Origin of the sequence: Luteibacter sp. 621 (assembly GCF_050435445.1) — a bacterium.
Lineage (GTDB): Bacteria > Pseudomonadota > Gammaproteobacteria > Xanthomonadales > Rhodanobacteraceae > Luteibacter.
Genome location: NZ_JBNDKI010000001.1, coordinates 288,869 through 314,395, shown reverse-complemented (window position 1 = coordinate 314,395; position 25,527 = coordinate 288,869). Strand labels below are relative to the sequence as shown.

Below are 25,527 nucleotides of genomic sequence, written 5' to 3'. Positions count from 1 at the left end.
CGCCGATTCTCGGGGCGCCGCAAGGCGTGGCACAGTAATTTCCAAGACCTTGCGATCCGAACCCTGTCGCGATGGCGCCTAGACGACGAGTGGCGCGACCTGCAGGGGAGGGAGTGTGACGGCGTCCGGGGAGGGCGAATGCGGAATCTCGGCAAGGCCTGGCCCATCAGGATCGCCGTGGACGCGGCGCCAGCGGCTCGGCGACATGCCATGGAGACGCCGGAATGTGTTGGCCAGATGCGCCTGGTCGAAAAATCCGCCCGCAGCGGCGATGTCCCGGAGCGGGAGGTGGGTGCGCTCAAGCAGGGATGCAGCATGGCGAAGCCTCGCATCGAGCACATAGGCATATGGTGTCAGGCCGAAGGTGGCCTTGAACGCGCGATGGAAGTGGTTGACCGACAGACCGGCGACCCTTGCGAGATCAGCCGGTCCCAGAGACTCGTCGAGATGCGCGGCCACGTGCGCGCGCAAGCGGTCGCACACGGCGGGTGTGAGCAGCCTCGCCCGACGGATCCTCGGTGGAAGGGGCGTCACGGGGCCCGGATGCCCCGTGCGACCGGGCCGCCGCTGCGCAGGACGCTGCCGACCAGGGGTGCGTTGGTCAGGAACAGGCTTGCTACGGGCGGAACCACCGCAGGTTGGCCGAGGCGCGGGGGCACGACGCCGGCCTCACGCGAGGATATGGACAACGCAGTCCATCGCCCTTCCCCGGAGGGCAAGCAATGCCTGATAGGCCGGATCCGAGTGCCAGCGTTCGGCACTTTCGCGGTCAGGGAAGGAGAACAGGGCAGAGCGGCTGTGGGTGGATGCACCGAAGAATGTGGCAGCGGGCGCAGTTCCGACCAAAGTGCCGCCATGAGCGGATACCAGGGGAAGGGCAGCTTGCGCATAGGCGCTGGCAGCGCTGGCGTCGAGGACATCAAACATGAAAAGGACATGCGTCACGGTGTGTGTCCTGTGTCGGTGAGCGGGCGGTTCGGGTGTCGGATTACCAGCGCGTTGCGTTCGAAACATGCGCCGGAGATGACGGCGGCCAGGAACGTGACATCGGGGCGGACGAGAAGGGCGGCGTCACTGGGCGAGCGGGTTTCGGCGATGGTCATTGCAACTCCGGCGTCATTGGCGCAGTCCTGGCGGTCAGCCGGACAGAAACCACGCTCTTTCGAGCTTGGCTTGGGTTGCGGCATGGCCGCTTGGTCATGACTGCGGCACGCCCATGTTCATGACCGTGATGGAGGTCATACACACGTGTGCTTGACGGTGCTTTGTCAGTGGCTTCAGGATATGAAGCAAATCTGGGTTGTCTGTCCACGCTGTTGCCTCGACGCGGGCAAGGCTGGCTCCTGCGTGACGACCTGCCGTTGCACCACCTGGACCCGTTCATGAACCAACCCGCCCCCGTGCCGGCATCGCCGTCTCCTTCTTTCGCAACCCGCTGGCTGGCCATCGGTGTCAGGGTGCTTATCGTTGTTGTTGCCATTGCCACCGTGTGGATCTTCGCTGCGCGCTGGAACATGTGGTCAGGCGCTGCAGCCCGGCAGCGAACCGATGATGCATACCTCGAAAGCGACGTTGTCCCGCTGTCGGCACACGTCCCGGGCTACGTCAAGGCGGTCCATGTCGGCGATTTCCAGCAGGTGAAAAAGGGGGACGTCGTCGTAACGCTTGCGAGCGAGGATTACGAGGCGCAGGTGGCACAGGCCGAGGCGGCTTTTGCCCAGGGCCAGGCACAGATTGCCGTCCTCGAGCGCCAGCGCGACCAGCAGGGCGCGACCATCTCGGCCACGGTGGCAAGCGTCACGTCTGCCAATGCCGGTACGAAACTCAACAAGCTGGAAGTCGAGCGCCAGCGCAACCTTTTCTCGACCGGACACTTTGCCTCACGGCAGGCTGTCGACCAGGCCGAGGCAAGCAATGAGCAGGCAGCGGCCGCCCATGCGCAGACAATGGCGCAGGAGTCGGCCGCACGGAAAGTGCTCGGCACCCTCGACGCGCAGCTCGCTGCGGCACATGCGTCACTTGCGTCCGAGAAAGCCGCACTCGACCTTGCGCGCATCAACCTCGGGTACACGAAGATTCGGGCACCAACCGATGGTGTCGTTGGTCTCCGCCAGGTGCGACCGGGCCAGTACGTGGGGACGGGTACCCAGGTCATCAGCGTGGTCGCGTTGCCCAATGTCTGGGTCGTGGCCAACTACAAGGAGACACAGCTCACGCGCGTGCGGGTCAACCAACCGGCCAGGGTGTCGGTCGATGCCTTCCCGGGCAAGGTGTTCCACGGTCATGTCGACAGCTGGTCACCCGCGTCGGGCGCGCGCTTCTCGCTCCTGCCCCCGGACAACGCCACCGGCAATTTCACCAAGGTCATCCAGCGGCTCGCCGTGAAGATTGTCCTCGATGATGTGCCGGCAGAAAGTCGACCATTGCTCCGGCCGGGGATGTCGGTGATTGCAACCATCGACACGCACGGCACGGAGGACTGAGGCGTGCTGGAGGCTGGACAGGGCCCGCAGCGCATTGCCACTGGCCCCGTGGAGAATCCGACGAGCCGGCCATGGCTTGGTGTTGCGGCAGTCATGCTCGCCGCGCTGCTCTCGACAATGTCGGCTCGTCTGACGAGCTTCGGCCTCGTCGATATCGGCTCGGCCATCGGGGCGGGGGTCGATGAGCGCGCCTGGATTACAACCTCGTTTAGCGTCGCGCAGATGCTCATCGGGCCCGTCTCTGCATGGCTCGGCTTTGTCTTCGGGTTGCGGCGCACCTTGATGGGGGGCGCCATCCTCTATGCGGTGTCCCAGTTGTTGCTGCCCTTTTGCCCGGGGCTGCCGAGCTTTTTGTTCATGCAGTTCCTCGCCGGCCTTGGGTCTGGCACCTTCATCCCGCTGACCATCGGTGTCGTCGTCAAGACGCTGCCCAAGCCTTTCTGGGTCCTCGGCATCAGTGCCTACGCACTGAACCTCGAGCTCACCCTCAACATCGCCGCAACGCTCGAAGGCTGGCACATCGACCACGGCGGATGGCGATGGATCTTCTGGCAGAACCTTCCCGTCGCGCTCATGCTTATGTTCTGCATCAGGGCCGGCATCCCGAGGGAGCCCGTCAACCGGGACGAGCTCGGCAAGGGGGACTACTGGGGCATGGGGCTGGCTGGCCTAGGTTTCTCACTCATCTATGCCTGCCTTGACCAGGGCAACCGGCTTGACTGGGCGTCGTCGGGTCTCATTGTCGGTCTGGGGCTTGGCGGGCTTGTGCTGCTGGCCGGTTTTGCCTTCCACGCGTCGACCAGTCCCCACTCGGTCATCGACTTCCGCTTCCTGACGAAACGCAACATCCTCATCATGACCATGTTGCTTGCCCTGTCGCGCATGCTCGTGCTCAGCAGCAACTTCCTCGTTCCCCAGTTCCTGACCACGGTCGCTGGGTTTCGCCCCTCCGAGGTCGGTGACCTGCTGCTGTGGGTTGCACTGCCCCAGGTGCTCATCGGACCAGTCGTCGGCGCCATCCTGCTGCGTGTCGACGCCCGTTATGTGCTGGCTGCCGGGGTGGGATTTGTCTGCACCGCCTGCCTGCTTGCGAGCTTCGTCACCCCCGACTGGGCCGAACGCCAGTTCATCCCCTCGATGCTCCTGCAGGCGGTCGGACAGACGATGGTGCTCACCGCCCTCGTGTACTACTTCGTCTTGCACCTGACGCCGGCGCTCGTGCTGACATTCGGCGCCATTGCGCAGACAGCGCGACTGTTCGGTGGCGAGATTGCAGTGGCCGTCATCCAGACCTACCAGCGCGTCGCCGGTCAGGTGCGTTCCAACCTCATCGGGTTGCATGTAGGTGCAGGGGAGCCGGACACGGTTGCCCGGCTCAGCCAGTACACGAGCGGGCCCTTGGCGCGCTTTGGCAGCCAGGACCCTGCAAATACGGGGCGGTCCGTGGCCTTGCTCTCCAATGCGGTCCGGACGCAGGCGCAGACGATGAGCTACGCCGATACCTTTCTCATGGTGGCGGGGACCGCAGCGGCCGGGCTTGTGCTTGTTGCCCTCCTGCAGCGTCCGCCCCCGCCACCGGAGGCCGCCTGAGGGCGGCCACGGCCTGACCTGGGAAGCGTGATGGCCATTGCAGACAGTGGACTGGCGCTTGGCGTTGGTCTTCTCCTCGTTGACTTCCTTGCCTGGCGCTTTACCCGTGTCGACCGCAAGGCCACGCGCATTGCCATGCGCCTTTTGCTGTTTGCCGGCCTAAGCTATGCGCTCTGGCTGCTCGGCATCCATCCGTTTGACCCGCTTCCGGACGACCCGGATGCTGTCGAAGGCTCGGTCGACGCGGCCCTGGCACTCGTGTGGTGGTTCCAGGGAGCCCATCTGGCCGCCCTCATTGCAAGGCACCTCTTGCCCGCAAGCTGGCGGGAGGAACGGCTGACCCAGGATCTCGCCAGCGCTCTCGTGTTTCTTGTCGCCCTGCTCGGGGCCGTCCGGTCTGTTTTCGATGTGCCCATCCGGGGCGTTCTTGCCACATCGGGCGCCGTGGCCATTGTTCTTGGCCTCGCCGTGCAAAGCACGCTTGCCGATGTGTTTTCCGGTCTTGTCCTCAACGCGACCCAGCCCTTCCGCCTCGGGGACCTCGTCAGGATTGGCGAGACGGAGGGGAAGGTTGTCCAGCGCAACTGGCGTGCGACGACGCTCCTCAATGAAAACGGCAATCACGTGGTCGTGCCCAACAGCGTCGCGGCAAAGGCTGACATTCTCAACTACAGCCAGCCGTCAAACCTCCACGGCGTCACGGTCAGCATCCACATCCCGCACGTCCACAGCCCAGGCGTCGTGCTGCCTGCGCTGCGCCATGCGCTTCAGGCATCGATGCGTGCACTGGCCGACCCGCAGGCCAGCGCGACGGCGGTGAGTGTCGGAGACCGCAGCATCGCCTATGAGCTTGTGGCCTACGCGCCCACGGCCGGGACACGCGGCGAGGTCAGAAGCGAGCTCATCGAGCTCGCCTGCCAGCACCTTGCAGCCGAGGGCGTGATGACCGTCACGGCAAGCGACGAGGGGCGCCGCGATACACGTGCCCTGGCGCTTCTCGCCGGGCTCGAGCTTTTTTCGCCGCTGACGATGGACGAGCTGAGGACGCTTGCGGCCACGGCAACATGGGTGCATTTCGGGCCGGGTGAGACCATTCTGGATGATGACCGAGACAGCACGGATGGTCATGCGCTCTTGGTCTTTGCACGCGGGGTCGGCTCTCTTGACAAGCCTTCCGGCCCGCACCGCGAGGTCAGACGTCTGGGTCCGGGGGAGGCCCTCGGCCGCGCAGGCATCCTGACTGGCGCTGGCGCCGGCGTGCGTGTCCGCGCCATCACCGCCGTGGATGCGCTCCGTCTGGCCAAGGCAGACCTTACGGCGCTTCTCGCATCCCGGCCCGAGGTCGCGCGGTTGATGCTCGACTCGCTCCTTGACTACCAGGCGCGCGCCGAGCGGCAGGGGAATGAACCCGGCCGTGGCCCGCAGCACCCGGACGGGTTCATCCGCCGCCTTCTCGAAGGCGTCTTCCGTTTCCACGGCCTTGCGCTGCCGAAGGCGGACGCATCGCCCGCTGCCAAGCCGGGAGATGGTGCGCTTTCGTGACTTCAAATAATGAAGTAATATGACCCCGTCATGCCCGGGGTCTGTCTGCGAGTGACCCCGCATGGCACCACGACCATGCGGCGCCGGAGGGGCCATGAGCGGACGAATCAACCAATCAGTGGTCCCCATGCGGGCGGTGCCCCGGAGTGCGCAGGATGAACCCGGGGAAGGGGCGCGTATGGCGGGGCGTTCTGGCCCACCTTCGGCCTCTGTCACCTGCCTTCACGCCTTGCCGTCCGGAGCGCTTACCGAGCGTCGGCGCAAGGCGGTCCTTGCCATGATTGAGCAGGGCTATGACCGGGCGCTGACGGGTGGCGAACTGGCCGCATGCGCCGGCTTGAGCAAGGGCGCGTTCCACCGTGCATTCAAGGCCACCTTTGGAACGACGCCGTTCCGGTTCCTGACCCGTCGGCGGGTCGAGGCGGCGGCTCGCTTGATGGTCACGACCGACATGAGCCTTCTGACCATTGCCGTTGAAACCGGCTTTTATGACCAGGCCCACCTCTGCCGCCAGTTCCGCAAGGCCTTCGGGGAGTCGCCGGACCGCTGGCGGCGTCGGGAGCGCGAAGCCGGCCGCCTTGCCGCACACGGCTGACTACCCAAAGGTGGTCGCCGAGCGCCGCCAGACGCCGGGCGGCGTGCCCGTGGTGTTGCGGAAGATGCGAGTGAAGTGGCTTTGCGATGCAAAGCCACACGCGAGGGCGACTTGCAGGAGGGGTGTCGTTGTCATGGCCAGCAGCCGCTGGGCCTCGGCGATACGGCGATCGAGGAGCCAGCGGTAGGGCGTCTTGTCGGTGCTGGCCTGGAATGCACGGGCGAAGTGACCCGGCGACAAGGCGCAGGCGGCCGCCATGTCGGCAAGCTTCAACGGCTCGCTGAACCGTTCCTCGATAAAGGCCAGTGCCCGACGCAACTGCGCGTCCGACAGGCCCGAAGCGGGGGGCCCCTGTGCGGCGCCCCCGTCACCGGCGAGGGCCTGGAGTGCGAGGGCAAGGTGGGCAAGAAGGCGGCTGTTGGCGGGCATCGTGCGCACCGCGTCGTCCAGGGCGTGCGCGAGGGCTGCGGTGCCTTGCTGTGTCCGGGCCGCCGGGCCGTTCGTGAAATTGACGAGAAGCGGGCGGGGCACCGGCGCGCTGGCAATGCGAAGGCCTGCAAAGGTGATGAGGAGCATGTCACGTCTCCCTGCCGACGCGTGGACATGCAGCACAAGTGCCCGCTCCTGGACGAGGGCCATCTGGCGAAGCGAGACGGTCTCCTGGCGGGCGCGGCCTTCGCAGCGGCGGGTGTCTGCCACGACGGTGGTCAGCCTCACCAAATCATCCCGGGGCCCGGGGCCGGGGCCGGGGCCGGGGCCGGAGGCAGCGGCATCCGGCTCGTCCGGCGCGCGCACGGAAGACATCAGGCGCTCGCCAACGCCGGTGTGGCGGGCGTCGGTGCGTGTGCGGGGATAAGTCCGGCCGCCTTCAGCTCAGCCCAGAAGGCATCCGGGATGGGCTGGGCGAGGAGCGCGACGTTTTCGGCGACTCGTGCCGGCGTTGACGTGCCCGGGATGACCGATACAACGGCCGGATGGGCTTCGCAAAACTGCAGGGCCGCCGCGCGCAGGTCGACACCATGGCGTGCTGCCACCGCCGTCAGGGCGTCGCGCGCAGCCACCTCGTGCGTTTCGGCCTCGCGGTAGTTGTAGTTGTTTCCACCAGCAATCAGTCCCGAGTTGTACGGTCCTCCAACGACCACGTCCACGCCTCTGGCGAGGCAGTCCGGGAACAACTTGTCGAGTGCGGGCGTGTTGAGCAGGCTGTAGCGGCCGGCGAGAAGGAAAATGTCAGGATTGCTTTGGCCGAGCGCGCGCTCGCAGGCCTCGACAGTGTTCACGCCCAGTCCCCAGGCCCGGATGACACCCTGGCGTTTGAGGTCATCGAGCGCTTGCGCAGCGCCAGTCATTGCCTCGTCAAAAAGCGGCTTCCAGCCCGGACCATGGACGTCCTCGGCAATATCGTGGATGTAGACGATGTCAATGCGTGACATGCCAAGGCGTTGCAGGCTGTCTTCCACCGAGCGTTTTGCGCCATCGGCACTGTAATCATAGGCAACATCGAAGGGCAGGCCGCCGACGAAGGGACCCACGTTGCCGTCAGAGCCAGGGTTGGCGCGCAGCATGCGTCCCACCTTCGTCGACAGGACGAATTCGTCGCGCGGACGGCTCCTCAGGGCGTGCCCGAACCGGTGCTCGGAGAGCCCGGTGCCGTAGACCGGTGCCGTATCGAAGTAGCGGATACCGGCATTCCATGCGGCATGGAGGGTTTCCTCCGCCTGCGCTTCGGTGACCGCACGGAACATGTTGCCCAGCGGCGCGCCGCCGAAGCCGAGGGGGCCAATGGAGTGGCGGAGAGAGGGCAGGTCGGACATGGCTTGGCTCACTTGATAGACACTTCAGATATTGAAGCGAAGGAAAAAACATGTCAAGGAGGCGTTTGTAAAAACCCGTTGTTTTCGTTGGATGCTTCGCGTGAAACATGGCTTGACATGTCAATGTCATGGAAACGTCTCGGGACTGCCATGGAGAAAACTGAGCATTTGCGGCGGTTTGGCGCACCATCGCGCCAATTAGACGTCCATCAGGGGTATACCTTCCATGTCATCCGTCCCGTCCGCCAGGTTGGCGCTTCGTGCTATTTCCGCCTGCGTATGCATCGCGCTCGCATCGCACCCTTCTTCCGTCATCGCAGCGACCAAGAAGTCGATACCGGCTAAATCCGGTACAGACAGTGATGAAGTGCTTCAGGAAATGCAGCGTCAGATTGCCGTTCTTCAGGGAACCATCGCTGATCTCAAGGCAAGGCAAGACGCGCAGGCGGACGCCCAGGTCGAGACGGCAAAGGTGGTCAATGATGTGCAGATGGCGACCGCAAAGCCGTCAGACGCCCTTGCCAAGAAGCTCGACGCACTCGACAAGCTTGTTGCCAACACCAGGGTTGGCGGAACAATGTTTTTTGATGTGACCAACCAAAGTCACGATGAGAAGACCGGCACGGGCGCAAACAGCAAGCGCGACGGACACGGCGCGGTGAACGGCACTGGCTTTGATGTCAAGCGTTTTTACCTGACGGTTGACCACACGTTCGATGATGTCTGGTCGGCGAACCTCACGACCGACTTCAACTACATCGGCAACATCTCCTCGTCGTCCGGCACGGTCAACTTCGGCTCGACCATTCTCTTCGTGAAGAAGGCTTACGTGCAGGGCAAGTTCGACAGGCTCTTTACCGTCCGCTTCGGTGCGGCGGACATGCCCTGGATCCCGTTCGTCGAGAAGTGGTACGGCTACCGTTTCGTCGAAAACACCATCACCGACCGTTCGTTTGAGGGTGGTCGCAGCGGCAGCACGGCGACGGCGGGCGGCGTGGGCGCGTTTGGCAACTCCTCAGACTGGGGCATCCACGCCCTTGGCGCAACAACGGGCGACAACTCGGTCAACTACCAGGTCTCTGTGGTCAACGGGCGCGGATACCGGAACCTCAGCCGGTCGAAGTCGGTGGACACGGAAGCGCGCATCGGGTACTCGCCCATCGAGCAGATGGTTGTCGCCGTGGGTGGCTACAGCGGCAAGCGCGGGAATGACACGGACGGCGGTGCGCCGACCCGCACGGCGACCCGTGGCGATGCCTTGCTCGCCTGGCGCGACGCGTCCTGGGGTATCGGTGGCGAGTATTTCCACACCGAAAACTGGGACGACATCCTCAAGTACCAGGGCGCGGGAGCGGGGGTCGGTACCGCGTCAGGGACCACGAAGGACAAGGCTGACGGGTACTCCCTGTGGACTGACTGGAAGTTTGTTGATCAGTGGGCGGCCTTTGCCCGCTACGACAACGTGGACTACAAGTACGAAAACCTCGCCAGTGTCCAGCGGAAAATCAAGGACAAGTACTGGAACGGCGGCGTGTCTTACGAGGTGCTCAAGAACATGAAGCTCGCGCTTGTCTACAAGCACAACAAGCTCGATGGACCGGACGCCACGCCCTATCACTACAAGACGAACGAAGTGGGCGTCTGGGGCATGCTGACGTTCTGAGGTTTCCACGACAGGCAAGGAAAAGGAGGGGGCCATGCGGCCCCCTTTTTTTGCTGTCTCTGGGTCGCACAGATGCGTTTGCCGTAAATGTGTACGATGTGGCCGCTGACGGCGTCTTCCATCGATGGGCACATGAAGCAATAATTGAAGTGGCATCTGTCCGGGTCTGGAAAATCGCCACGCGGTGGTGGCAGACTGTGTGACTGGCGCGTCGTGTCGACCCAAGGGAAACAGGAGCGTTGCATGAACTGGGAGGAAATCTCCGGGAGCCTTTGCCCCATTGCGAGAACCCTTGCGGTGGTCGGTGACCGTTGGACCCTGCTTATCCTCCGGGAGCTGGCCATGGGCAATGCGCGCTTTGACGAGATTCAGGCGCAGACCGGGATGTCCTCCTTTCTCCTTTCCACCCGTCTCAAACGGCTCGAGCACGACGGGGTCATCGAGCGGCGCCAGTATACCGACCGTCCTCCGCGCTATGAGTACTACTCAACGGACAAGGGCAAGGAGTTCGATGCCATCTTGCTGGCCATGCGGGACTGGGGCGTGCGGTGGACGGCATACGCAGACGATGAGCCACTGCCCATCACGCTGGTCGTCCGCTGCACAGGCGAGGCCATCGAGCCTGGCGAGCGGATGCCGGAGGAGGCATTTCCCTTCCGGTTCGACGAATGCATCACGGCCATCAGCCCGTCGTTTTCGGACGAGCGCGCAAGGCGCCGTCACGCCTTCTTCGACGTGCGGCGCCATCCCCGGGGCGTGGACGCCTGAGGCGTCAGCAACAGGTCATGACGCGACGGGCACCTGCGCACCCTGACGCAAGCGTCGAGTCTGTTGCCAGGAGGACACGCCGAGGACCGCTGCGGCGACGAGCGCAATGACACCGGCCGCAACGAATGCCGGGAGGTAAGACCCTGCCGTCTGCCGGACTGCTCCGGCGCCGACGGCAGCGCCGGCTGCGCCCAGCTGATGGGCGACGACGACCCAGCCGAAGACGATGGGCGCGTCCTGCTCCCCGAATGCCTCGTTGGCGAGTCTGAGCGTGGGGGGGATGGTTGCTATCCAGTCGAGGCCGAAGAACACCGCGAAAACCGTCAGGTTCGCGGTGGAGAATTCGACGAAGGGCACGATGAGCAGCGAGACGGCCCGGAGGGTGTAAAAGCCGATGAGCAGGCGTCGGGCGTCGTAACGGTCGGTCAGCCAACCCGAGGCGGTCGTGCCAATGAGGTCGAAAAGCCCAATCATCGACAGGAACCCGGCCGCATGCACAGGGGGTATCCCATGGTCGCCACAGTAGGCGATGAGGTGGGTGCCAACGAGCCCGTTGGTGGTCAGGCCGCAGGCAAAGAAGGTTCCGGCAAGAAGCCAGAACGCCGGGGCCCGCCAGGCGCGGGACAGCACATGGATGGCGGCCATGGGCGTCTTTGCCTGCCGGGGCGCGGGCGGCGGCGGGGATGCGTCGGTCTCGCCCACGCGCCGTGCGCCGACATGGTGGGGATGCTCCGGCACGAGAAAGTACACCACGGGGACCATGGCGAGTGATGCGGCGGAGACAGCGATGGCGACCGGCTGCCACTGGGCATTGCGGGACAGCCAGGCAAGAAAGGGCAGGAAGATGAGTGAGCCGGTCGCCGTGCTTGCGCTGAGAATGCCAATCATCAGGCCCTGGCGCGTGGCAAACCAGCGGTTGACCACGGCGGCGCCCAGCACGCCGGCGAGGGCGCCCGAGCCAATGCCCGAAAACACGCCCCAGGTCAAAAGGTAATGCCAGGGCTCTGTCATCCACAGGCTGGCAAGGGTCGCAGCACCAATGACCAGCAAGCCACTCATCATCGTCCTGCGGATGCCAAACGAAAGCATCAAGGCGGCCGCGAACGGGCCGACCAGCCCATAGAGGAAGATGCCGGTTGCAGCACCGGTCGACACCACCGAGCGGTCCCAGCCGAAGGCGATGCCCAGCGGCACCATGAGGACGCCGGGCGCAGAGCGGATGCCTGCAGACAGCAGCAAGGCAATGAAGGTCACGGCGACGACAAGATACGCGTGCCGGCGGCGATGGGCATGGGTCATGGATGGACTTCCATCGGAGGGGTGGTGCGCCGCCGACGCCCCGGCCTTGCTCGCAGGGACTGGACGCATGCGGCAAGCGACGCGGCGAGCAGCAACCCCTGGGTCGCGAGGAAAAGCCGGGGGGCATGGATGGCTGCCGGAGTGGAGCCGGGCTGGGAGAACACCTGCAGCGTTGCCATCAATGCCAACAGGTAGGTGCTGGTGATGACGCCGACGCGGTAGATCCCCCGCCAGGCGCCGTGCTGGTGGGCCACCACGTAGCCGCGCAGCGTCACGCCAAGGACCATGAGCGACGCGATGGCCGCAAGGTGCGTCGGGAGAATGTCCCGGTACGGAAACAGGAAGCCCGTGGCGTCAGTGAGGGAGGCAAACGCAAAGAAGAAGCGGAGCAGCACCCCGGGCGGCCGGTGGGACACGAGTCTGCCAGTGGCCACAAGGCCCGTGCCGAGTCCAAGGGTCGCAATGATGGCGTGGACCAGTGTTGTCCATTGCAGGGCGCTCATCGATGTCCTCTGTCTGTAGGCTTAGCGTCAAGGGGCTCGGCCGGATGGGGTGTCCCTTGTACAAGCGCCGGGCCGAGCGCTTCTTCCGTCTCGCACCAGCTTCGCCCGCGTGGCGTGGGTATCCAGATGGTGTCACTCAGTTGCTCGGCAAGCCCGTGCTCCTTGAGGACAGCTGCAACCGGCCGGCTCAGGTTGGCCGGTCCATGCCGGCCCTGGCTGCACAGCCTGCGCAACTGCTGGCGGATCTCGTCTTCCGTCACGGCATTTGCTTCCATCGGATCCTCGTGCTGATTTCCGGGGCGAGTTACTGGCGGCCCGAGCCGCGTCCGACGAGCCAGGCGGCCGGCATCGATTGAAGACTTCAAGTATTGAAGCGAAGTCGGAGCAAGTCAACGTTATACGAAGGTGTGGACATCGTCTTTGCGGTGGCCTCATCCAAGCGTGGTGCAAAGAGCCGGTTACAGTGCGTTCCGATAACAAGGGCGACCGCCGTGCCGGGCGGCTGGGCCGTGGAGCGCGACCTGGGGAGGGTTTGATGGCCATCGTGGAGGGGCAGGGGGCCGGAAGCGCCGGCCTGGCAGACGCAAAGTTGGTGACGATGGATATCCTCCATCTGGCTGCGGCGCTCGAGGCTTGTCCTGTCGAGCGCGTGCGCTGGTTTTTCGAAGCGGGGCTTTCGTGCTGTGAGGGGCTGACGTCGCATCAGCTCGTCGAAGCCGGGCGGGCCGGGGAAGTGCTCGCCTTCCTGCGCCGGGCTTTGTTCAACGAACAGAGGGAGTGGTCTGCCCGGCCGATTTGACCCATTGATTGCTGCGTGTTTTTCCTTGCCTTGTCGAAAAATCCATGTACGCTTCAAATCATGAAGCGGCGCAAGGTGCGCCCTGCGTGAGAAGGACCCTTCGGTGGCCACCTCTTCTGTCGGTTCGAGCTCCATTGACGTCAACCAGATTGTCAGCTCCCTTGTGGCCAACAAGCGGGCCGCAAAAGACAAGCAGATTGCTGAAAACAAGTCGCAGGTCACGACCCAGCTGACAGCCATCGGGACGCTGACCTCGGCGCTGTCGGCCCTTGACTCTGCCATCAAGGGGCTGTCGGACGGGACGGCCTTCAAGACGAACAAGACATCCGTGTCGGACACGTCGATTCTTTCGGCGACATCAGACTCGGGCGCGCAGCCGAACGCCTACAAGATTGTTGTCGACAAGCTCGCCACAGCACAAAAGACGAGCTCGCCTGCGCTGGGCGATGCCAAGAGGGCCTTGGGCACGGGCAGCCTCACCATCTCGGTCGGTGGCAAGAGCATGACGCTGCATGTGAAGTCCGATGCCAATACGCTCGAAAACATCCGTGACTCCATCAACAAGGCCAAGGACAATCCCGGTGTGACCGCGAGCATTGTCAACGGCAGCGATGGCGCGCATCTGGTGCTGTCCTCGTCAAACACGGGAGCGGCCAACGCGTTTACGGTCACGACCTCGGGCGGTGACGGGGGCCTTGACGGTCTTGCGTTCGACCCGTCCAAGGACACCCCGACCGTCAAGGCGCAGGATGCATCGTTCACGGTCGACGGGCTCTCGGTGACCAGCGCGTCAAATACCGTGAGCAACGCCATCGACGGGGTCACGCTGACGCTCTCGAAGGCCGGGGAGAGCACGGTGACGGTGGCCAATGACCCGGACGCGACCGTCACGGCCATGCAGGCACTGGTGAGTGCGTACAACAACTTCCAGTCGAGCTACAAGACGCTGACCATGTACGACAAGGCGCACAAGCAGGTCGGTGCGCTCATTGGTGATGCAACCATCACCTCCATCAAGGGCCAGATGTCGCAGATCCTCGGAACCCAGGTGCATGACGGAGGCGATGGTCCCCATTCGATGAGCGATCTGGGTCTGTCGTTCCAGGTCGATGGGACCCTGAAGCTCGACACCAGCAAGCTCAAGACCCAGCTTGCAAACCATCCGCGTGAAACACAGGACCTCGTCTCGGGCGAGAAGGGCATCGCCGGCAAGCTCGACAAGGCCATCACGGGCTGGACAGCGTCCAACGGCATCTTGACCCTGCGCACGAACAACCTCAACAAGAAATCCGACGACCTCGATGACCAGTCGGCGGATCTCGACACCAAGATGGACGCGTACGGCAAGCAGCTGACCAAGCAGTACACGGCGCTCGACAACCTGATGACAAAGCTCGGCAGCACGGGCAGCTTCCTCCAGCAGCAATTTGCAGCACTCTCTGCCAAGCAGTGACGGCACATGCGCCGGAGGCGGCTGGGGGAAGCCTCATTGTCCATCATCTGGTCGAATCGCGCTCGTTTCGCGTCCTGTGGCTTTGCGAAGAGCTTGGAATTGACTACCAGCTCGTGTCCCACACAAGGCTCAGGGGGATGCGTGCACCGGCTGCGCTGGGCGAGCTCCATCCGTTGGGCAAGGCACCGCTCATCATTGACGCCGGCCTGGTCCTTGCCGAGTCGGGAGCGATACTCGCCTATCTTCACGACCGGAACAACGGCGCGCTGAGGCCGGCAGCTGGCACGCCCGCGCGCGCCATTCATGACGAACTCTTCGAGTTCGTCGAAGGCAGCGGGATGCCCCCCTTGATGTCGACACTGCTTGGTCGCCTCACCGATGGCTTCACACCGGTGATGTGGTCGGTTGTCCAACGCGAGCGAGCGCAGGCCCTGGCGCGCGTTGAAACCGCACTGTCCGCAAACGATTATCTGTGCGGAGCTCGCCTCATGTTGGCCGACATCCAGATGGCGTACCTCGTTGCCTTTGCCGACGGACTGGGCCTTGTCGACAGGCATGGTGGTGTCCTTCGCCGCTATCTCGACAGGCTCCATGCCCGCGACGCCTACCGGCGCGCGGTGGTCATCGGGGGCCATCCCGTGGGAACCATGCCAGCGCGCGTGCCAGGGGAGCTGGCAGGTTGACACTCAGTGGGCGGGGGGAGGCATCAGGTCCAGGAGCACCTTTCCGACCACGCCACCTTCCTGTTTCTCGTGGGCTTCGACGATGTCGGCAAGCGGAACACAAAGCCCGATGGCCGGGTGATAGGCACCGGCCACAAGGCAACTGGTGATGTCCCGGATGGCCTCGTCCTTGGCGGCGCGGGGCGTGGTGTAGGTAAACACAAAGCGGAACAGGGCGCCCTTTTCCATCGCCCGGAAGAGCGGGACGGAGAGGGACTCGCCGGGCGTCGTGAAGGCGTAGCTGCTGATGACCCCGCCTGGCGCGAGACAGGCGAGGTCAGTCTCGAGATTGGCGACGACGTTGACCTCGATGATGCGGTCGACGCCAATGCCGTCGGTGCCAATCCGGACGGCGGTTGCAACGTCGGTGGCCGTCCGCAGGATGACGAGATCCGCACCCGCCCTTGATGCAACCGTGGCCTGGACCTTGTTGCTCACGGTTGTCGCCACCCATGCCCCTGCCCACTTGGCAAGCAGGATGGCGGCCGTGCCCACCGCGCCTGCGCCACCCTGGACGAGAACCCGGCGCCCGTGGAGGGGGCCGTCGGCGAACAGGCACCGGTGGGCCGTCATGGCCGGGATGCCAAGGCAAGCCCCGGTCTCCAGCAGGCTGTTGTCCGGCAGCCGGACGGCGTTGGCGGACGGGACGACAACCCAGTCGGCGGCGGTGCCATTTGGACGACCAAATTGCGCCTCATACACCCAGACGCGCTCGCCCACCCTGTGCGCACCGACGCCGGGGCCGACGGCATCGATTTGACCGGCGCCATCCTGATGGGGGATGACCCGTGGATAGCGCATGGGCCCGGCAAAGCCGTCGCGCGCCTTGATGTCGGTGGGATTGACCCCGGAGAAATGCACGCGGACCCGCACCTCGCCAGGACCCGGCTCAGGCGTCGGGAGGTCGCGGACGGCGAGGACATCACGGGGAGTGCCCTGGTGTTCGTAGATGGCGGCCTTCATGGACGGAACTCCAGCGGATGCAGTCGGATGACTATATCGCCATCATGCTTCATATTTTGGAGCGACACGTGTACAAGACTGCCGGAGCAGTGTCGTGGACGATGGTCGCCATGGTCAGGAATCCCGGGGAACAATGATGATGGTCGATGTGCAGGTCAACGGTGTGGTGCATCAGGTTGAGGCGCCGCCCGACATGCCGTTGCTGTGGGTGCTCCGGGACCTCATCGGTCTGACCGGCACCAAGTTCGGCTGTGGCATCGCCCAGTGCGGCGCGTGCACGGTTCACCTCGACGGCCATCCCGTCCGCTCCTGTGTGCTGCCAGTCAGTGCTCTGAAGGGACGTGCCGTCACCACCATCGAGGCCGTTGGACAAACGCCGGCGGGCAGACGGGTCCAACAGGCGTGGCTTGATGTCGACGTCGTCCAGTGCGGGTACTGCCAGTCAGGCCAGATCATGTCGGCCACAGCCCTTGTCGAACGGGTCGCGAGCCCCACGGACGCTGACATCGATGCGGCAATGGCCGGAAACCTTTGCCGGTGTGCAACCTACGTGCGCATCCGGACTGCCATCAAGAAGGCGGCCATGATACCGCTCGCAGATGTCTTTGCCGCACCCGAAGGGGGCGAGGCGTGAGGCCCGCCAATGATGCACCCGTCAATCCTTCCCGCAGGCGCGCCCTGCAAACGGCGGGCGGTGGCCTTGCCATCGCCTTCCTGTGGCTGAATGCTGGTCCCGCAAAGGCCATGATCAGCGCGCGTCGTCAGCCCGGCGACGCTGCAGCGGCGATGGCGGACGGCAATCCGGCGTTTGCGCCTAATGCCTTCATCCGCATCGACTCAAACGGCGCCGTGCGCCTTGTCATTCCGAGCGTGGAGATGGGTCAGTCCATCTACACGGGGTTTGCCATGCTTCTTGCCGAGGAGCTTGAGGTCTGCCTCGACCAGGTCAAAGTCGAGCACGCGCCCCCGAGCACGGAGCTTTATGGCATGCCGCTCGTCGGCGGCCAGCTGACGGGTGGGTCGACCAGCACACGGAGCGGCTGGCAGGTGCTGCGCGAAGCAGGCGCCGTTGCACGGACCCTGCTGGTCAGCGCGGCGGCCGCGCGATGGAAGGTGCCCGAGACTGAATGCAGTGTCGCGCGGGGTGTCATTACACACGGGCCGACTGGTCGGCATACAGGGTATGGCGATGTTGCATCCGCCGCCGCCGCGCTGCCGATGCCCGGCGCCGTCGCGCTGAAGTCGCCGGCGGATTTTTCCCTCATCGGCAAACCGGCGCGGCGGGTGGATGCCTCCGGCAAGGTTGACGGCTCGCTGCCCTTTGGCATTGACGTCAAGGTCCCCGGGATGAAGGTCGCCACCGTCCGGGCCAGTCCTGTGTTCGGAGGTCGGCTCGTTCGCGTCGATGACACCCGCGCGCGGACGGTTCCCGGCTTCGTCGCGGTCCTCCGGCTCGATGACGCGGTGGCCGTGGTCGGGGAGCACTTCTGGGCTGCCAGGACAGGCATGGAGGCGCTCGACATCGAGTGGGACAACGGGCCGAACGCACACCTGACGACCGACACACTCTTTGCGATGCTCGAATCGGCGGTGGGACGGGTTGAACCAATTGTCGGGCGGAAGGCCGGCACGCGGCCGGCCACCGGACAGACCATCTCTGCCACCTACCGGCTGCCCATGCTCGCCCACGCGACCATGGAGCCGCTGAACGCGACCGTGCACGTCACGGCTGACCGCTGCGAGATTTGGGCAGGAAGCCAGGTTCCGGTGCGCTGCGTGGATGCGGCCGTTGCGATCACCGGCCTCACTGCCGACAAGGTCGTGTTTCATCCCCAGTACCTGGGGGGTGGCTTTGGACGGCGGCTCGAGCACGACTATGTCGAGCAGGCCATCCGCTTCGCCAAGCAGGTGGCGTATCCGTTGCAGGTCATCTGGACCCGCGAGGAGGACATCCGGCAGGACATCGTGCGGCCACCGTACCTCGACCGTGTCGAGGCGGTGCTCGACGACAGCGGGTTGCCTGTGTGGTTTGCCGACCGCACGACAGGCCCGTCGGTCCTCGCGCGCTTCATGCCAGCGGCACTGACAAAGGATGGGCTCGACGGCGATATCGTTGAATGTGCCGCAGAAACCCCCTACGACCTTCCCAACGTCCAGGTCGACTGGGTCCGCCAGGACATGCCGGCGGGCATGCGCGTCGGGTGGTGGCGAGGGGTCGGACCGCTGCACAACCTCTACGTGGTCGAGGGGTTCATTGACGAGTTGGCGCATGCGGCGGGCCAGGACCCTGTCCGCTACCGTCGGCGGCTCCTCCACAAAAATCCGAGGACGCGGGCCGTCCTCGACCTTGCTGCGGATAAGGCGGGGTGGGGTCGGAAACTGGGGCCAGGCCGGGGCATGGGCGTTGCGGTGGGTGAACCCTTTGGGAGCCATGTTGCGGCCGTGGTCGAGGTCGAGGTCGGTCCCGACGGCCTTGTCCGGTTGAGCCGCGTCATCGTCGCCGTCGATTGCGGCATTGCCATCAACGAGAGCTCCGTCGAGGCGCAAATCCAGGGGGGCGTCCTGTTCGGGTTGAGTGCAGCGCTCTTTAGCCGCGTGACGGTCAAGGATGGCGCCGTCGAGCAAAGCAACTTCCATGATTACCGCGTGCTTCGCATCAATGAAGTGCCGGTTGTGGAAGTGCACCGGGTGGTGAGCACGGAGAGCCCCGGGGGGCTCGGCGAGCTCGGCACGGCCATCATCGCACCTGCACTTGTCAACGCGGTCTTCGCCGCGACCGGTGTTCGCCTGCGTGAACTTCCTGTCGACCCGGCAAAACTGGTCAAGGGTGTGCACCCGGCCGGGACGGGACCCTCGGGAGACCATGGATGAAACGTCGAATCATTCTCGCCGGCGCCGGTGTCCTCGGGCTCATCGCTGTCGCAGGCTATGTGCTTCTCAACCGGGTCGACCCGGCGGAGGGCGTGGCACCCATGCTTGCCGGTGCACCTGCGGGCGCGTCCGTGCTTGAGCGCGGCAAGTACCTCACCGAGATGGCCGACTGCACCGCATGCCACACCACGCCGGGTGGCAAGCCATTCGCTGGCGGCGTCGCGTTTGTGCTCCCGTTTGGCACCATCTATTCGAGCAACATCACCGCCGATCGCGACACTGGAATCGGCTCGTGGACGGACGAGGCGTTCTTGCGCGCAGTACGGGACGGCATCCGGGATGATGGCGCACACCTGTATCCCGCGTTCCCGTACACCGCGTACACAGCCTTGAGCCGGGCGGACGTGCTTGCCATCCGTGCCTATCTCGCAAGCCTGCCGACGGTCCGGCAGCCCAACCGCGAGAACAACCTCGGGTTTCCCTTCAACCAGCGATGGGCGATGGGGTTCTGGAATGCGGCCTTCTTTGCCAACCGGCGGTTCGTTGCCGACCCTGCACGGGGCGAGGCGGTCAACCGGGGTGAGTACCTTGGGACCGCCCTTGGCCACTGCGCGGAGTGCCATACACCCCGCAATCTCGGGTTTGGCCTCCGCCATGGTGACGAACTCGCCGGCGAAACCGTCCAGGGCTGGCGCGCATGGAACATCACCTCCGACGCGAGCCATGGTGTGGGCGGGTGGAGTGACGCCGAACTCGTTGACTACCTGACGACGGGTCACGCAGCGGGTCGCGGATCCGCCATGGGACCGATGGGTGAGGCCGTCGAACACAGCCTGCAGCACCTCCATCCGGAGGATGCAAAAGCGCTGGTCGCATGGCTGCGCACGGTGCCTGCACGCAAGGGCGGTTCGCCGGTCACGGTCGACAGTGCCGCTGCCCCCATGGTGGCATCGACCGACCTTCTGCCGGCAGACGGTTCGCCCCAGTCGCTCGGCCAGCAACTCTTCGCGGGCAACTGCGCCGCCTGCCACCAGTACAACGGGCAGGGCCAGCAAGTTGCCCATGCCGCACTCAAAGGCGCGACGAGCGTCAATGACCCCTCGGGGCAGAACGTCACGCAGGCCATCTTGCATGGCGTGCGCATGCGCGTGGGGGAGACGGACATCTTCATGCCTGCGTATGCGCGGAGCCTGACCGACAGCGAAGTTGCAGCATTGGCCAACTATGTCATTGGCCATTTTGGTGGAAAGCAGGGGCAGGTCACGGCTTCGGATGTGGCCAGGGCGCGAACCCTCTGATGGGGCAATTGCTGACCATCGGCCCGGATGCCGTTTCCGAACGAACCTGGTCCGGTGCGGTCTCCGGCACACGGGCGGATGCCGATGGCTGCGCTTTTGTCTTTGCGCCTGAAGAACTGATTTGCCGTTTCGATACATTCCCTTTCTTTGTTTCCTCTGGCCCCCTCCATGCGTCCTTCCTTTCCCCATCGTCTCATTGGTATCGCAAGTATCCTGGTCGTTGCGGCCAGCGGAGCGGCGGCCGGCGACACCTCACCCGGGTTCGCGGCATCGCCGACATTCACACTGTCAGCCACCGACGACCAGGCGGCAGCGGCGAAAGTGGCCATGCTCTTCATGACGCGTTACCACTACAGGCCCCGGCCGCTGGACGAGGACTTTTCGCGGGTTGTCTTTGACGATCTCATCGACGAACTCGACCCGCAGCGGACGGTGTTTACCGCCGACGACATCGCGCGGTTCGGACCACTGCGCGCAACGCTTGGCGCGTCCATTGACCGGGGCGATCTTTCTGCCGCGTTCGAGCCCATCAATGTCTATCTTGGCCGTGTCGCAGCGCAGGCGAGCTATAGCGAGGCATTGCTCGGCACGGGCTTTGACTTCACGGAAGAAGAATCGGTCCAGGTGGACCGCAAGGACGCGCCGTGGCCTTCGTCGATGAATGCCCTGCATGAGCTCTGGCGCGAACATGCCAAGGACGACTGGCTGCGCCTGAAACTGGCCGGAAAGGACGACGCCACCATCCGCCAGACCCTGGCCCGCCGCTACAGGAATCTCGCGGCACGGGTGGGAAAGACCACGGCCGATGATGCGCTCCCGCTGTTCATGACGGCCTATGCAGAATCCACCGACCCTCATACCGACTATTTTTCGCCGAAGGCGGCCGCACAGTTCAATTCGGAGATGTCACTGTCACTTGACGGCATCGGTGCCTACCTGCGGGTCCACGATGAGTACGTTGAGGTCACCGAATTGGTCGCCGGCAGTCCCGCGATGCGCTCGGGGAAGGTGCGGGTCGGCGACCGCGTCACAGGTGTGGGTCAGGGGGCCAGTGGTGCAATAACCGATGTGGTGGGATGGCGGACGGACGATGTGGTCACGCTCATCCGGGGCAAGGCCGGGACGGACGTGCGTCTTGAGCTGCTGCCGGCAGAAGGAAAGGGCGATGCGGCGCCCCGGACGGTTCTGCTGACCCGACGCAAAGTCACCATTGAGGACCAGGCAGCGCGGATGTCGGTCATCGATGTCGGGCACGGCCGGAAAATCGGCGTGGTATCGGTCCCCTCGTTTTACGAGGACTTCGAGGCCAAGCGCGCAGGGGACGCGAATTACCGGAGCGTCACCCGGGATGTCGGCGCGATGCTGGCCAAGCTCAAGACTGAGCGCGTGGACGGGGTCGTCGTCGACCTTCGCAACAACGGCGGCGGGTCACTTGATGAAGCCCAGGGTCTGGTCGGACTTTTTGCCGGCGCGGGTCCGGTCGTCCAGGTCAGGGACGCTGTCGGTGCTGTCGACGTCCAGCACAGTCCGGACAGTGCGGCGCTCTGGACGGGCCCCCTTGGCGTGCTTGTGAACCGGGGGTCGGCGTCGGCGTCGGAAATCTTTGCTGCCGCATTGCAGGACCGGGCCCGGGCGGTGGTCGTTGGTGAACAGACGTTCGGCAAGGGAACGGTGCAGAACCTCGTTGACCTTGACGACGCCATCGGTCACGGGCCCGACGGCAAGCTCGGCGAGCTGAAACTCACCATTGCCCAGTTCTACCGGATTGACGGCGTGAGCACCCAGCGCAACGGTGTCGTGCCCGACATCGTGTTTCCGGACATGCCGGGCGATTTCGACCTCGGGGAAGCAACCTACAAGAATGCGCTGCCTGCGTCGACAATCGAGCCCGTTGCCTTTGAGGCAGATGTGGCCGGTCACGCACGGTTGGCGCTGTTGTCCAAGGCGCATGATGTGCGCGTGGCGAACAGCCCGCGCTGGAAGCTTGAACTCGACGAGGCTGCAGCCGTGCGCACCATTGCCGGGCGGAGCACCCTGTCGTTGAACCTCGCATCGCGGAAGGCAAGCAGGGAAAGTGACCTCCATGTCGCTGCCGGTCTGGCAGCGCGTCGCCGCGCCCTTGATGCAGCGGCAGGACTTCCTGTCGAGCAAGACGGTGTGCCGAAGGGCGACGATGGGCTGGACGCCACCGAACGTGGCGCCGATGCGGTGTCACGGCCTCGCGCCGACTTGCCACGTGCTGACGCGTATCTCGAAGAGGCGGCGCACATCGTCGAGGACGACGCCGCGCTCCTGATGACGGTTGCGCGCAGCGATGCAGACAATCACCGGCACACCCCTTGACAGCGGGCCGATGTCTGCTTGACTGAGGGCGTCCAGGAAGGACGTTTGCGCCAGGGAGGCGCCCATGGATTCAAGGAAAAGCCGGCTGCTTTGCGATGCGGCATGGGATGGCCACACGAAGCGTGTCCACCAGTTGCTCCAGGACTCCGATGTGATGGCATGCAGTGACGTGAATACGGCGCTCCTGCACGCTTGCCATCGAGGGCACGTGGAGGTTGTGCTGGCGCTGCTGGGTGGGACAGATGCAAATCCCCGCGCCCGCAATTCCGAAGCGCTCTGGCGCGCCGCCCGTCACAGGCGTGGTCGTGTGGTGCGCCTGATGGCCCCTTTGTCTGATGTGTCGCGTTGGGAAGACTGGCAGTGGGACGAGTTGCCAGCCGCCATGCAGGCACGGCTCGGACGGTCGGGGCTGTAAGGTCAAGCTCGCGGGACATCCTCGCTGTAGAGCCGCACACGGTTCTTTCCCGCTTCCTTGGCCTCGTAGAGCGCTGTATCGGCGTTGCGGAGCAATGTCGGCGCATCGGTTCCGTCACAGGGCGACACCGCAATGCCGACGCTGAGCGTCACGTGGAGGGCCATGCCCGACCAAGGGAATGGCTCACCGGCAATGCGGACGAATGCACGGGCCCGTCGGAGCGCATCCGCTGAAGACGACCCTGGCGAGAGCAGCGCCGCAAATTCGTCGCCACCAAGGCGACAAACGACGTCCCCGGCCTGGGCAACATCCAGAAACCGCGCGGCTGCCTGTTTCAGCAGCTCGTCTCCGGCGGCATGACCGTGGACATCGTTGACGGCCTTGAATCCGTCAAGATCCATGAAAAGGATGGCGACCATGTCGGTACCCGTCCGCTCACGCAAAGCCCGGGCGAGGTGCTCGTCGAACGCCATGCGGTTTGACAAGCCCGTCAAGGCGTCCGACTCGGCCAGGTGGCGCATGCGGTCGGCAACCGACTGGGCGATGGACACATCGCGCAAGACGAGCACGCCGCCGACCACGATGCCGTCGCGCATGCGGATGGGCGCTGCGACATCCTCGATTTCAATTCCGTCACCCCCCTCGCTGAGGACGAGCCTGCGGGGCGCGAGCATGTCAACGAGGCGCTCTTCCTCGATGGCCCGGGACAGGGAGGTCTGGGTGACCCGGCCCATGCGGTCGACGAGCCGGATGACCTGGTCGACATGAACGCCGAGCGCGCGGTGGGCGACCGGGGCGAGCATCTTCCGGGCGCGCCGGTTGAGGAATGTGACGATGCCGGTCTCGTCGGTGGTGATGACCGCGTCGCCGAGGGAATCGAGGGTGACCTGTGCCATCTCCTTGGCGGCATAGAGTCCGTCCTCAAGCGTCTTGCGGTGCGTGACATCGGTGACGAGGACATAAAACCCACAGACACGCCCGCTCTCGTCGAACTCCGGGGTATAGCTGACCTCGCCGACGAAGGCGAGGCCGTGGAGATTGCTCTGGGCCATCTCAAGGCGCACCGCGCGGCCCGAGATAACAGTGTCGATGGAGGGCTTGAGACGAAGGTAGGCGCTCTCGCCGAGGAAGTCGCGGATGGTCGAGCCTACCCTGGGCGCCGCCTCGCCAAACCACGCGGCGTAAGTGGCATTGACGAACTGGTAGGTTTCGGTGACATCGATGTGCGCCATGAGCGCCGGAACCGCGTCCATCATCCGCTGCAGGCGGGTCTGGCTCCGGCCCAGCTCCTCCTGAAGGACCCGTGTCGCCGTAACATCCTGCATCACGGCGATGAAACCGGTGGTCGTACCGTTGACCCGCACCGGGACCGCATGCGCTTCCGCCCAGGTGGGTTGCGGCATGCCTGACTCGAGCCGGAAGATCTGGTCGAAGCGCTCGGCGCCTCCGAGAAGACGCTGCCAGGCCGCCCTGACGCGTCCTTTGTCATCCGGGTGCAGGAGCGCATGGAGTCGGTCGGTGACGTCCGCTGGGGCCGTGGCCGACAACCACCGGGCCGCGTGCGAATTCGTCCACAGGGGAACGCCGGACAAATCCGTGTGCACCATCGCAAGGGGCGCGGCATCGGTGAGTGCGGCAAGCTCCGCACGGCTGTGCTCGACGGCGCGAAACGCGTCCCGCAGGTTGCGGACAACGGCGCGCGCCGTCCGGCGAGCCCTGCGCAGGCTCAGGGTCACGACGGTCACCAGGACGACGAGCACGGCTCCAGCCCCAATGAGCACCCGACGCTCGCGTTGCTGCAGGGAGTCGACCCGTTCAATCTGGTGCGACCGAAGGCGCGCCAGCGCGGTTGCAAGCTCGTTGTTTCGTGCCTGGTAGGCTGGTGCCATCATCTGGCTGATGCGCTCATCACCCGGCTCGCCTGCGCGGGTTGCCAGGAGCGGTGTCGCCGTATCGATGCGCTCGTTCAACCCGTTGGTGACTGCACCAATGAGCAAGCGGCCCTGCGGGTCGGTCTGTGAGCGTCTCCGAAGCGCCCCGAGGTCGACCCTCGCCACTTGCGAGAGACGTATCCATTCCGCGCGTGAGCCGGCGTCCCCGCGAAGGACCCAGGAGGCCATCGAGAGGCGCATCGCCTGGACTTCCGAGGAGATGGCATCGGCGGCGATGAGGGTGCGGTAAGCGTCGGCCAGCCGGTGCTGTGCGGCCAGGACGCCCCAGGTGGCCGCAAGGGTTGCGGCCGGCAGCAAGATGACGAGGGCGAGGCTGGTCCCGATGCTCCGGTCGATGAGGCGTGAGAGGAGCTTGTGGCGTTCCTGGGGCATCGGTGGACCGGGGGAGTAGACAGATGGGCGCACCGGCCACCGCTGGCCGGCGCGGGAAGGGCGAGGCTGGCTGCTTTCCGTT

24 protein-coding genes are annotated in these 25,527 nt (G+C 64.9%); 15 read left to right on the top strand and 9 right to left on the bottom strand.

The window, feature by feature from the left end; genetic code table 11:
• Positions 1 to 78: 78 nt before the first annotated feature.
• From ABIE56_RS01445 to ABIE56_RS01435, 3 genes are all read right to left on the bottom strand, one after another.
• Positions 79 to 459: a helix-turn-helix transcriptional regulator gene (locus ABIE56_RS01445; RefSeq protein WP_429242055.1), complete on the bottom strand. Its 381-nt coding sequence runs from the start codon at positions 457 to 459 to the stop codon at positions 79 to 81.
• A 210-nt stretch (positions 460 to 669) separates the two neighbouring features.
• On the bottom strand, positions 670 to 945 hold the full coding sequence (locus ABIE56_RS01440) for a DUF1330 domain-containing protein (RefSeq protein ID WP_429242054.1): 276 nt from the start codon (positions 943 to 945) through the stop codon (positions 670 to 672).
• Positions 942 to 1,103, bottom strand: coding sequence for a hypothetical protein (locus ABIE56_RS01435; RefSeq protein ID WP_429242053.1), 162 nt, complete (start codon positions 1,101 to 1,103; stop codon positions 942 to 944). The genes ABIE56_RS01440 and ABIE56_RS01435 overlap by 4 nt, the downstream gene beginning before the upstream one ends.
• Positions 1,104 to 1,382: 279 nt before the next feature.
• Between ABIE56_RS01435 and ABIE56_RS01430 the strand changes: the two genes are divergently transcribed.
• From ABIE56_RS01430 to ABIE56_RS01415, 4 genes are all read left to right on the top strand, one after another.
• A complete protein-coding gene (locus ABIE56_RS01430; RefSeq protein ID WP_429242052.1) occupies positions 1,383 to 2,483 on the top strand; it encodes an HlyD family secretion protein in 1,101 nt (366 codons plus the stop codon).
• A gap of 93 nt (positions 2,484 to 2,576) precedes the next feature.
• Positions 2,577 to 4,073 carry an MFS transporter gene (locus ABIE56_RS01425; RefSeq protein WP_429242051.1) on the top strand — a complete coding sequence of 499 codons (1,497 nt, stop codon included), beginning with the start codon at positions 2,577 to 2,579 and terminating at the stop codon, positions 4,071 to 4,073.
• A 30-nt stretch (positions 4,074 to 4,103) separates the two neighbouring features.
• Positions 4,104 to 5,615: a mechanosensitive ion channel domain-containing protein gene (locus ABIE56_RS01420; protein ID WP_429242050.1), complete on the top strand. Its 1,512-nt coding sequence runs from the start codon at positions 4,104 to 4,106 to the stop codon at positions 5,613 to 5,615.
• Between the two features lie 277 nt (positions 5,616 to 5,892).
• Positions 5,893 to 6,210: a helix-turn-helix transcriptional regulator gene (locus ABIE56_RS01415; RefSeq protein WP_429242049.1), complete on the top strand. Its 318-nt coding sequence runs from the start codon at positions 5,893 to 5,895 to the stop codon at positions 6,208 to 6,210.
• Here ABIE56_RS01415 and ABIE56_RS01410 read toward each other — a convergent pair whose 3' ends face one another.
• Both ABIE56_RS01410 and ABIE56_RS01405 read right to left on the bottom strand, forming a co-directional pair.
• Complete coding sequence (locus tag ABIE56_RS01410) at positions 6,211 to 6,786, bottom strand: helix-turn-helix domain-containing protein (RefSeq protein ID WP_429242048.1); 576 nt, start codon at positions 6,784 to 6,786, stop codon at positions 6,211 to 6,213.
• Positions 6,787 to 7,013: 227 nt separating this feature from the next.
• On the bottom strand, positions 7,014 to 8,024 hold the full coding sequence (locus ABIE56_RS01405) for an aldo/keto reductase (RefSeq protein WP_429242047.1): 1,011 nt from the start codon (positions 8,022 to 8,024) through the stop codon (positions 7,014 to 7,016).
• A gap of 226 nt (positions 8,025 to 8,250) precedes the next feature.
• On the opposite strand from ABIE56_RS01405, the gene ABIE56_RS01400 reads away from it, so the two are divergent.
• Positions 8,251 to 9,687: a porin gene (locus tag ABIE56_RS01400; protein ID WP_429242046.1), complete on the top strand. Its 1,437-nt coding sequence runs from the start codon at positions 8,251 to 8,253 to the stop codon at positions 9,685 to 9,687.
• A gap of 243 nt (positions 9,688 to 9,930) precedes the next feature.
• Complete coding sequence (locus tag ABIE56_RS01395; protein WP_429242045.1) at positions 9,931 to 10,455, top strand: winged helix-turn-helix transcriptional regulator; 525 nt, start codon at positions 9,931 to 9,933, stop codon at positions 10,453 to 10,455.
• A gap of 15 nt (positions 10,456 to 10,470) precedes the next feature.
• Here the strand turns inward: ABIE56_RS01395 and ABIE56_RS01390 are convergent, their stop codons facing one another.
• Both ABIE56_RS01390 and ABIE56_RS01385 read right to left on the bottom strand, forming a co-directional pair.
• Positions 10,471 to 11,754 carry an MFS transporter gene (locus tag ABIE56_RS01390; protein ID WP_429242044.1) on the bottom strand — a complete coding sequence of 428 codons (1,284 nt, stop codon included), beginning with the start codon at positions 11,752 to 11,754 and terminating at the stop codon, positions 10,471 to 10,473.
• Positions 11,751 to 12,257, bottom strand: a complete 507-nt coding sequence (locus tag ABIE56_RS01385; RefSeq protein WP_429242043.1) for a hypothetical protein — start codon at positions 12,255 to 12,257, stop codon at positions 11,751 to 11,753. Before ABIE56_RS01385 ends, ABIE56_RS01390 begins: the two co-directional genes overlap by 4 nt.
• Positions 12,258 to 12,301: 44 nt before the next feature.
• On the opposite strand from ABIE56_RS01385, the gene ABIE56_RS01380 reads away from it, so the two are divergent.
• The 4 genes from ABIE56_RS01380 to ABIE56_RS01365 all read left to right on the top strand — a co-directional run bounded on the left by ABIE56_RS01380 (position 12,302) and on the right by ABIE56_RS01365 (position 15,192).
• Complete coding sequence (locus ABIE56_RS01380) at positions 12,302 to 12,613, top strand: hypothetical protein (protein WP_429242042.1); 312 nt, start codon at positions 12,302 to 12,304, stop codon at positions 12,611 to 12,613.
• 179 nt (positions 12,614 to 12,792) lie between these two features.
• Positions 12,793 to 13,056, top strand: coding sequence for a hypothetical protein (locus ABIE56_RS01375; RefSeq protein WP_429242041.1), 264 nt, complete (start codon positions 12,793 to 12,795; stop codon positions 13,054 to 13,056).
• A gap of 103 nt (positions 13,057 to 13,159) precedes the next feature.
• The gene (gene fliD / locus ABIE56_RS01370; protein WP_429242040.1) at positions 13,160 to 14,509 is read left to right on the top strand and encodes a flagellar filament capping protein FliD; all 1,350 of its coding nucleotides are present in this window, start codon (positions 13,160 to 13,162) and stop codon (positions 14,507 to 14,509) included.
• The gene (locus ABIE56_RS01365) at positions 14,506 to 15,192 is read left to right on the top strand and encodes a glutathione S-transferase family protein (protein ID WP_429242039.1); all 687 of its coding nucleotides are present in this window, start codon (positions 14,506 to 14,508) and stop codon (positions 15,190 to 15,192) included. Before fliD ends, ABIE56_RS01365 begins: the two co-directional genes overlap by 4 nt.
• Positions 15,193 to 15,195: 3 nt before the next feature.
• Here ABIE56_RS01365 and ABIE56_RS01360 read toward each other — a convergent pair whose 3' ends face one another.
• A complete protein-coding gene (locus tag ABIE56_RS01360) occupies positions 15,196 to 16,194 on the bottom strand; it encodes an NADPH:quinone reductase (RefSeq protein ID WP_429242038.1) in 999 nt (332 codons plus the stop codon).
• Between the two features lie 94 nt (positions 16,195 to 16,288).
• On the opposite strand from ABIE56_RS01360, the gene ABIE56_RS01355 reads away from it, so the two are divergent.
• The 5 genes from ABIE56_RS01355 (at position 16,289) to ABIE56_RS01335 (ending at position 23,121) form a co-directional block, all read left to right on the top strand.
• On the top strand, positions 16,289 to 16,828 hold the full coding sequence (locus tag ABIE56_RS01355) for a (2Fe-2S)-binding protein (protein ID WP_429242037.1): 540 nt from the start codon (positions 16,289 to 16,291) through the stop codon (positions 16,826 to 16,828).
• Positions 16,825 to 19,065: a molybdopterin cofactor-binding domain-containing protein gene (locus ABIE56_RS01350; protein ID WP_429242036.1), complete on the top strand. Its 2,241-nt coding sequence runs from the start codon at positions 16,825 to 16,827 to the stop codon at positions 19,063 to 19,065. Before ABIE56_RS01355 ends, ABIE56_RS01350 begins: the two co-directional genes overlap by 4 nt.
• Complete coding sequence (locus ABIE56_RS01345) at positions 19,062 to 20,363, top strand: c-type cytochrome (RefSeq protein ID WP_429242035.1); 1,302 nt, start codon at positions 19,062 to 19,064, stop codon at positions 20,361 to 20,363. Before ABIE56_RS01350 ends, ABIE56_RS01345 begins: the two co-directional genes overlap by 4 nt.
• Before the next feature lie 168 nt (positions 20,364 to 20,531).
• On the top strand, positions 20,532 to 22,706 hold the full coding sequence (locus ABIE56_RS01340) for a carboxy terminal-processing peptidase (protein ID WP_429242034.1): 2,175 nt from the start codon (positions 20,532 to 20,534) through the stop codon (positions 22,704 to 22,706).
• Positions 22,707 to 22,770: 64 nt separating this feature from the next.
• Entirely contained in the window at positions 22,771 to 23,121 is a 351-nt protein-coding gene (locus tag ABIE56_RS01335; protein WP_429242033.1) for an ankyrin repeat domain-containing protein, read from the top strand.
• A gap of 2 nt (positions 23,122 to 23,123) precedes the next feature.
• On the opposite strand, the gene ABIE56_RS01330 is transcribed toward ABIE56_RS01335, so the two are convergent.
• Positions 23,124 to 25,445: a diguanylate cyclase domain-containing protein gene (locus tag ABIE56_RS01330; protein ID WP_429242032.1), complete on the bottom strand. Its 2,322-nt coding sequence runs from the start codon at positions 25,443 to 25,445 to the stop codon at positions 23,124 to 23,126.
• Positions 25,446 to 25,527: the final 82 nt, after the last annotated feature.